At 45.9% G+C, this 9102-nt stretch carries 8 protein-coding genes; 1 reads left to right on the top strand and 7 read right to left on the bottom strand.

Features of this window, described 5'->3' with window-relative positions; translation table 11 throughout:
• From lpxB to surE, 3 genes are all read right to left on the bottom strand, one after another.
• Window positions 1-743, bottom strand: a 743-nt coding sequence (gene lpxB, locus VK541_RS11280) for a lipid-A-disaccharide synthase (protein ID WP_324370077.1), incomplete at its 3' end; no start/stop codon positions are given.
• Window positions 740-1018, bottom strand: coding sequence for a stationary phase survival protein SurE (locus VK541_RS11275; protein ID WP_324370075.1), 279 nt, complete (start codon window positions 1016-1018; stop codon window positions 740-742). The genes VK541_RS11275 and lpxB, both read right to left, overlap by 4 nt.
• Window positions 1019-1021: 3 nt before the next feature.
• Window positions 1022-1864 (bottom strand): 5'/3'-nucleotidase SurE, encoded by an 843-nt coding sequence (surE, locus tag VK541_RS11270; RefSeq protein WP_324370073.1) that lies wholly within the window; start codon window positions 1862-1864, stop codon window positions 1022-1024.
• A 141-nt stretch (window positions 1865-2005) separates the two neighbouring features.
• Here surE and VK541_RS11265 point away from each other — a divergent pair, with 141 nt between their 5' ends.
• Entirely contained in the window at window positions 2006-4936 is a 2931-nt protein-coding gene (locus VK541_RS11265; protein ID WP_324370071.1) for a M16 family metallopeptidase, read from the top strand.
• 51 nt (window positions 4937-4987) lie between these two features.
• Here VK541_RS11265 and VK541_RS11260 read toward each other — a convergent pair whose 3' ends face one another.
• The 4 genes from VK541_RS11260 to VK541_RS11245 all read right to left on the bottom strand — a co-directional run bounded on the left by VK541_RS11260 (window position 4988) and on the right by VK541_RS11245 (window position 8685).
• Complete coding sequence (locus tag VK541_RS11260; RefSeq protein WP_324370069.1) at window positions 4988-5359, bottom strand: RNA-binding protein; 372 nt, start codon at window positions 5357-5359, stop codon at window positions 4988-4990.
• 70 nt (window positions 5360-5429) lie between these two features.
• Complete coding sequence (locus VK541_RS11255) at window positions 5430-5615, bottom strand: CsbD family protein (protein ID WP_324370067.1); 186 nt, start codon at window positions 5613-5615, stop codon at window positions 5430-5432.
• Window positions 5616-5680: 65 nt separating this feature from the next.
• Window positions 5681-7573, bottom strand: a complete 1893-nt coding sequence (gene acs, locus VK541_RS11250) for an acetate--CoA ligase (RefSeq protein WP_324370065.1) — start codon at window positions 7571-7573, stop codon at window positions 5681-5683.
• A gap of 98 nt (window positions 7574-7671) precedes the next feature.
• Window positions 7672-8685 carry a zinc-binding alcohol dehydrogenase family protein gene (locus VK541_RS11245; RefSeq protein WP_324370063.1) on the bottom strand — a complete coding sequence of 338 codons (1014 nt, stop codon included), beginning with the start codon at window positions 8683-8685 and terminating at the stop codon, window positions 7672-7674.
• Window positions 8686-9102: the final 417 nt, after the last annotated feature.

Below are 9102 nucleotides of genomic sequence, written 5' to 3'. Positions count from 1 at the left end.
TCGTAGGTCTGATTAAAAACCAGGGTAACGTTAGCGGAACTGATAAACTGCTCGTAATATTGTTTGTAAAAACTTGGTGCGGCGGCCACCACAAAATGATGATCCGGAAAGCCTGCGGTCACACTCAGCATATCGGGCAATAACCTTTCTATTTCCTGCTTGCGGCTGCCCGGCAATAATGCAATAACAGGTTTGTCATTTAAACGATAAGTATCCTTAAAACCGGCATTTGGAGTAAACTGGTCTATGGCATCCAGCAAAGGATTTCCTACATAATCGACCTCCATGTCCCATTTCTTATAAAAATCGACTTCAAAAGGCAGGATACAAAACATGCGATCCACAGCTTTTTTGATCTTTAGCACGCGTTTTTGGTTCCACGCCCATACTTTTGGAGAGATGTAATAAGCAGTATTGATCCCGTTCTGTTTGGCAAAATCAGCGATCTTAAGGTTAAAGCCAGGAAAATCAATCAGGATCAGCACATCCGGCTGATAAGCAAGCACATCAGCCTTACAGGCTTTCATATTCTTCAGAATGGTACGCAGATTCAGCAGCACTTCCGTAAAACCCATAAAAGCCATTTCCGAATAATGTTTTTGGAGTGTCCCGCCTTCTGCAAGCATCCTGTCTCCCCCATAATACCTGAACTGTGCGTCAGAATCTTCCTGTTTCAATGCTTTCATCAGGTTGGCACCATGCAGGTCGCCTGAGGCCTCACCGGCAACTAAATAATATTTCATGACCTGTTGATTTTATAAAAAAAGAAAACAAAAGCCCAGAGAAAAGTGGCACTGATTATCCCCCTGCCCGTATTGTCCTTATCCTGTTTGAAAAAGTAATGCATCAGCAGGGCATTCACAGCAATACAGCCGATCAGCAACAGGTCAGCCTTTGCCAAAAAAGCATATTTGTGCATCAGGTACCATACCGCACTCAGCAATATTCCAGGCAGGGTAATGCCGATGGCCAGTCCCGTCCATACCGAATTCCTGATGTGCTTCAGTCTGCTTTGCATTGCTTAACCGAGTGAAGGGCCGTCGGGTGTCAGGGTCTTGCGTATTTTTTGATCTGCTTTAGCCAAAGGTGTGTCAAAGGTCCAGGTGTTCAGCACAGGGATGGCGTGATGCGCGGTGAGGTCAAACTGTACGGGCACCACCGAAACGAAACCGTGTTCCAATGCCCAGACATCTGTATCCTCCCCCTTATCATTGTTCTGGAAAACACCCGTCAACCAGTAATACGGGCGTTCGTAAGGGTCTTTTCGCTCATCAAACTCTTCTGCCCATTTCGCATTGGCCTGTCTGCAGATCTTTATGCCTTTGAGATCAGCGCCCCGGGGGAAGTTTACATTGAGCAGTGTTGCCGCCGGCAAACCATGCTCCAGCACCTGCTGGCATATGGTTTTAATATACTTTTTACAATGACTGAAATCGGCTTCCTGGGTATAGTCGTCCAGTGAAAACCCTATGGAAGGAATTCCTTCTATGGCGCCCTCTACCGCAGCAGACATGGTGCCTGAATAAATCACATTAATGGAGTTGTTCAATCCGTGATTGATCCCTGAAACGCAGAGGTCAGGTTTTTTTCCTTTAAAGATCTTATTGACCGCCAGCTTCACACAATCTACAGGCGTGCCCGAGCACTTGTACATCTCCACTCCCGGGTAAAGGTCAACCTTGTCAAAACGCAGCGGTTTACCAATCGTAATGGCATGCCCCATTCCGGACTGGGGGCCATCAGGTGCCACCACCACCACATTTCCAAATTCCTGTACAGCCTCCAGCAGGTTCTTTATTCCCGGTGCTGTGATGCCATCATCATTTACTACTAAAATATTGGGTCTGGATTGTTGTTGTTTCATCGGGATTTTATGCTGTAATGTGTCAAAATCACTTTCTTAACGGATTTTTAATCCTGGAATGCTTTTGTACCTGTAAAAGTACAAGAATTCGAAACAATGTTAACGAGTTTTTATCTAAGTTTGAAACATAACTTGTCAAACATGAAACACAAACTGTTGCTGGCCTGCTTCCTCCTTATTGGTTCGGGCGTTATGGCTCAATCTGCTTACCAGTGGAAAAAAGCCACATCCGGTGGATATACGTATAAATATGTAACCAACGACCCTACCAAATCCCGGTTCTATACTTTGAAGAATGGCCTGACGGTTATTTTGTCACAAAATACCAAAGAACCCACTATAGAATTCCGTATGGCTGTGAGAGCAGGCAGTAATACCGATCCCCGCAGTGCAACAGGACTGGCACATTACCTGGAGCATTTGCTCTTTAAAGGCACCGATAAATTCGGAACCATGGATTTTGCAAAAGAGAAACCGCTTCTGGACAAGATCGATACACTTTATGAGCAGTACAATAAAACCACCGATCCGGCAAAACGCAAGGAAATTTATGCAGAGATCGATAAGACCTCAGGTCAGGCTTCTAATTTTTCGATTGCCAACGAGTATGACAAGATGATGAAAGCCATTGGCGGGCAGTCTACCAATGCGCACACCTGGTATGAAGAAACTGTGTACAATGAAGATTTTCCGGCCAATGCGACAGATAAATTCTTAGCATTGCAGGCAGAACGTTTCCGCTACCCAATATTCAGAATCTTCCATACGGAACTCGAAGCGGTATACGAAGAGAAGAACCGCGGACTGGACAATGACGGCTGGAAGCTGAATGAGAAAATGTTTGAACTCCTGTTTCCAACACACAACTACGGACAGCAGACCACCATAGGTACCATCGAGCACCTGAAAAATCCTTCACTGGTGGAGATCAGAAATTATTACAATAAATATTACGTACCCAACAATATGGCGGTAATACTGGCAGGTGATTTCAATGCAGATGAAATGATCAAAAAAGTAGATCAGTCGTTTGCCTTTATGAAAGCCAAACCTGTAGACCTCTACAAACCGGTTCCTGAAAAACCATTGACGAGCATTCAAAAAGTAGACGTATATGGCCCGAGTGCCGAAAGCGTAGAGCTCAACTATAGAGGCTATGCCCAGAACACCCGGCAGAGCATGATGCTGGACCTGATCTCCAGTATTCTTGCAAACGGCAAAGCGGGTTTGCTGGACATCAACCTCAACAAACAGCAAAAGGTACTCCGTTCAGGCGCAAGCTATCAGCAGATGAAAGATTACGGCGTATTCAGCCTGACTGCACAGCCCAAGCAAGAACAATCGCTGGAACAGGCACAGCAGCTCCTGCTGGACCAGCTCGCTTTACTTAAAAGCGGTGACTGGGATGAAAGCCTGATCAAAGCAACTGTGGCCAACAGCAAGCTGGGATTATTACAGGCGTTTGACAACAATGGCTACCGTGTGGAGTCCGCGACTAATGAATTTATATTGAACCGCGGAATAAACTGGGACAAATCCCTGAGCGGCCCTGATCAAATGGCCAAAATCAGCAAACAGCAGGTGGTCGATTTTGCCAAACAATTTTTTGCAGACAACTATGTCGTGGGCCTCAAGCATAAAGGCGAAGACAAGAACACCCTTAAAGTAGAAAAACCGGCCATCACCCCGGTGAATACCAATGCCGGCGAAACCTCTGATTTCACGAAAAGCCTTCTGGCGGCAACTGTAAAACCAATTGCCCCTAAGTTCCTGGACTATAAAAAAGACCTGAACTTTGGCAAAGTGGGCATCGCCGATGTGATCGCTGTGCAAAATAAGGACAACAGCATTTTCCGGATGTCTTACCGTTTTGATCTGGGTGCCTGGAACTATAAACTGGAGCCTTATGCAGCCCAGTACCTGACCTTCCTGGCTACTGACAAATACACCGCAGAGCAGATCAGCAAAGAATTTTATAACATCGCCTGCAGCTACAGTTTCAATGTAGGCAACGAAGTGGCCACCATCAGCATCAGCGGCCTGCAGGAAAACTTTGACAAGGCAGTGAACCTGGTAGAGCATATCTTCGCCAATTGCAAGGCCAACGAAACGGCATTGGCAGAACTGAAAAGCCGCATTCTCAAATCAAGGGAAAACAACAAACTCAATAAAGGCGCTATTTTGAACGGCTTGATGAGCTATGCACAATATGGACCAAGCAATCCTTCAAACTACACACTGAGCAATGATGAGGTCAAAGCGATCACATCAGACCAGCTGCTCTATATCCTGCACAACATCAATAATTACAAGCATACCATCACCTACTATGGACCTCAAACATTAACAGACTTTACTACAGGGATCGCTAAGCTGCACAAACTTCCTGCTGAATTTACGCCGGTAGCACCTGCAAAAGAATTTACATATACCAATAACGCCAGCAACCAGGTGTATTTTGCCGATTATGACATGGTGCAGTCAGAAATCCGCTGGGTGCGCAATGGTGGTGCGTATGACCCAACTCTGGCTTCTAAAGTAACCCTCTTCAACAGCTACTTTGGCGGCGGCATGGGCTCTGTTGTATTCCAAACGATCAGAGAGTCCAAAGCATTGGCTTATTCGACTTTTGCCGTCTATTCATCACCGGACAAGAAAGAAAAAGACTATGCCATGATCGCCTATGTGGGCAGCCAGGCCGATAAGATGAACGATGCGGTGGCCGGCATGAATGAATTGCTCAATGAGCTCCCCCGGGCAGATAAGTCATTTGACGCTTCTAAAGACAATGCCTTAAATGCAATAGAAACCAGCCGGATCACCAAAGATGACATCATTGGAAGTTACTTTGCAGACCAGAAACTGGGCATTGATCACGATTCCAGGATTGACGAATACAATGGCCTGAAAACCCTGACCTTCGACGACATCCAGGCATTCCATAAAGCCAATGTTGCCGGCAAACCCTACAATTACTGTATCGTTGCTTCAGAGAAAAAAGTGAAACTGGAAGACATGCAGAAATTTGGAACAGTGCAGAAACTGACTTTGGAACAGATCTTCGGATATTAGGAATATATTATTCAATTGATAAGGCCAGCCGGTACCGGCTGGCCTTATATTTTATAAACCAGATTTTACTCTGGGTCTTTTTGACCTGCCCTGCACAGGTTGCTGGGAGTTGTTTTTTAAAGCGGCTGAACTATTTTGTTGCGCAGGTCTCTCCTGTGGTCGTTTTGATATGGGCTTATTGCGCTCCTCCGCTATTTTAACTTCCAGCTTTCTGGCACCGACCTTTAGTCCGTTCAGTGCCTCAATGGCCCTGCCCGCAGCTGCCATATCCTGAACTTCTATAAAGCCGTACCCGAGGCTCTTGCCGCTTTGCTTATCGGTCACCACCGTAATGCTGCTGACCAAAGCATACAAGCTAAACATTTCTATCAATCCTATTTCCTGCAAGTTGTCGGGAATCCCCGCGACAAACAATTTAACCATGAAAGTACCCGTTTAAAATTATTCCCTACCTATACACAAAGCTACGTTCTAATTTTAAAAAAGCCAAAGCTTACAAACTTTTTATCCAGTCAACCAGTTCATCCCTGGTCTTTCCGGTTTTTTGCTGCAATCTGCCGTACAATTCATCATCCTTCCCTTCTTCATATTTCAAATCATCGTCGGTCAGGTCGGCATAAGCCTGTTTTACCTTACCCTTGATCTCATTCCATTTTCCTTTCAATTCTAACTTGTCCATGTTCTTTAATTTATGTTTTACAATCGGTTATGTAAAAACAGAACAGCAGAAGCAATGGAAAGTTTTTATTGTTTAGATTTTTCGATGATTTCCTCAACAACAGCAGGATCCAGCAAGGTCGAAATGTCGCCCAGATTTGAAGTGTCACCTTCGGCAATCTTCCTCAGGATCCTGCGCATGATCTTACCGGACCTGGTCTTAGGCAGACCGGAAACAAATAAGATCTTATCAGGCTTGGCTATCGCGCCGATCACACGGGTTACCGTTTGCAGGATGTCCTTGCGGGTCAGGTCTGCGTCGTTGTGGGTATTTGGAAAAATAACGAAGGCGTAGATCCCCTGTCCTTTCACCTCATGCGGGAAACCAACAACCGCGCTTTCTACCACACCGGCATGCATATTTATGGCATTCTCTACCTCGGCCGTACCAATACGGTGGCCGGACACATTGATCACATCATCGACCCGTCCGGTGATCCGGTAATACCCATCCTCATCTCTCAGACAGCCATCGCCCGTAAAATACAGGTCTTTATAAGTAGAGAAGTAAGTGAGCTTGCAGCGTTCATGATCGCCATAAGTGGTGCGCAGCATCCCCGGCCATGGAAATTTGATGCATAAGTTGCCGCTGACGTCATTACCTTCTATTACATTTCCCTGCTCATCTACCAGGACCGGCTGTATACCCGGCAAAGGCAGGGTAGCATAACTCGGCTTGGTTGGAGTCACAAATGCAATCGGTGAGATCATGATCCCCCCGGTTTCCGTCTGCCACCAGGTGTCCACTATGGGGCAATTGCCCTTGCCTATGTTTTCATCAAACCAGTGCCATGCCTCTTCATTGATCGGCTCACCAACTGAACCCAACACCCTGAGTGAACTCAGGTTTGCGTCCGCTACCGGCTCCAGGCCAAAACTCATCAATGAGCGGATGGCCGTAGGCGCTGTATACAATATATTTACTTTATGCTTATCTACTACCTGCCACAGCCTGGACGCATCCGGAAATGTAGGGATTCCCTCAAACATCAGTGTGGTAGCACCTTGCGACAGCGGCCCGTATACGATATAAGAATGACCGGTGATCCAGCCGATATCAGCCGTGCAGAAGAAAACTTCGCCCGGCTGATAGTTGAATACATTGGAAAAAGTATAACCGGCATAGACCATATAGCCGCCGATGGTATGCACTACGCCTTTTGGTTTACCAGTAGAACCCGAAGTATAGAGTATAAACAGCATGTCCTCAGCATCCATTTCTACTGCCGGACAGTTGGTGTCTACCAGTTTCACTTCATCCTCCCACCAGATGTCGCGTCCTTTCAGCATCGACACCGGCGTCCTGGTATGGGTCAGCACGATCACTTTTTCGACTGTCGGACAGCCGATGAGCGCATCATCAATCACTTCTTTTAACTGAATTTGTTTGTTGCCCCTGAAGGCCCCGTCAGCTGTAATGACCAGCTTACATGCCGCATCATTGATCCTGTCAGCGATTGATTTGGCAGAAAAACCGCCAAAAACAACGGAATGTACTGCACCAATACGTGCGCAGGCCAGCACCGCTATGGCCAGTTCGGGCACCATCGGCATATAGATACAGATCCTGTCGCCTTTTTGTACCCCGTTCTTTTTCAAAACATTGGCAAAGCGGCAAACCTGCTCATGTAATATCTTATAACTTAAAGTGATGCTGTCTTTTTGAGGATCATTGGGCTCCCAGATGATGGCCGGCTTATCGCCATTTTCCGCCAGGTGACGGTCCAGGCAATTTTCTGTAATGTTGAGCTTTGCCCCTTCAAACCACCTGATATCAGGCTCTGAAAAATTCCAGGACAATACTTTGTCCCATTTTTTGCGCCAAAGGAAATTGTCTGCTATACCTGCCCAGAATTGTTCGGGCTGGTCTACGCTTAACTGATAAGTCTTCTTGTAATCTTCAAGTGTGGTAATTTGCATTGTTCAGGTTATATTTCAGGTTAATGAGGTCTATTTTAGATTTTTTCAGGTTTGAAAGATCTAAAGCCCAAACTTAGCAAAATTGATTTTAAATTCAATCAATCCAATTCTACCAATGCTTTGATCACGCCATTATTGCCGCCCAGCCAATTGTGTATCTGATCTTTTACTTCTTCAAATTTTACCCGGTGGGTGATAAATGCCCCCGGATCGATCAGCTTGCCCTTGATACACTGGATCACATAGTCGAAATCTTCTCTTGTTGCATTTCTGCTGCTCATCAGCGTCGCTTCTCTTTTATGAAATTCGGGCTGACTGAAGGAAATGTTTTCTTTTTGCAATCCTACCAATACATAAGTTCCACCATGGGCAATGTATTGAAATGATTGATTGATCGCTACCAGGCTGCCTGTTGCATCGATCACCACCTGTGGCATGTCACCCCCGGTAATTTCCATTAATCTTTCCCGGATATCTTCAGTCTTGCTGTTCAGCACATGTTTTACCCCAAGCTGCGCGCTGCAAAAATCAAGGCGTTCCGAATTGATGTCAGCAGCAATAACTTTTGCACCTGCAACGCGGGCAAACTCCATCAGGCCCAATCCAATAGGCCCGGCACCAATAATCAACACATACATCCCGTCTTTTACGTCTGCCCGGCGGATCGCATGGGCGGCAATTGCCAGTGGCTCGACCATTGCGAGCTCCTCCAATTTCAACCCTTCACCATCTACAAGTGAGGCAGATGGCACAGAAAAGTATTCCCGCATACATCCATCGGCGTGTACACCCGCAACCTGCATGCTGACACAGCAATTTGGCTTTCCGTTATTGCAGGCAATGCAGTTACCGCAATTGAAATAAGGGATGGCACTGACACGCTGTCCGGCTTTAAAGCCTTCAGCGTCAGTTTGCAGAATCTCGGCAGCAAACTCATGACCCAAAATCCGCGGGTAACTGAAAAAGGGTTGTTTGCCCTCAAAAGCATGAAGGTCAGTGCCGCAAATACCGATTGCTTTAATCTTTAAAATGGTATAGCCTTTTTTCGCTTCAGGTGCTCCAGTATCTGTATATTTAAGATTCCCGGGTTGGGTGCAAACAAGTGTTTTCATTCTGCTGTTTATCTGCTGGTAATTTTAGCGAAGGTAAATACAATCCTTCTTATCCCGCCGGACTTATTATGCAAAAATTAAGAAATGTATACACTTTAGCATGTGCTGCTCTGACAGTGGGCAAGCAGGGAGCAAAATAAGGTACGGTTAAGGGCAAGGCCTCACATGAAACACACCTGGGCCACACCTCCTTCACAAAAAAGTACCTTTTTGTGGCTTTGGTGTGAACAAGGTGTGACCAAAGGGTGAAGAGGCACGCCGGAATGCAGCACTCTGTGTCTAGTCCTGGAATAGCTTTACACTAGTCCTGGATTAACTTGACATCGTCCTGAAAAGAACTTAACATATCCTGTTTACGGATTACATACCATTTCATTCCGAATATAGTAATGCATTTTGTTGTTTTTGTCTAAGTTC

Origin of the sequence: Pedobacter sp. (assembly GCF_035317785.1) — a bacterium.
Classification (GTDB): domain Bacteria; phylum Bacteroidota; class Bacteroidia; order Sphingobacteriales; family Sphingobacteriaceae; genus Pedobacter.
This window is presented reverse-complemented; position numbering and strand designations above follow the sequence as displayed.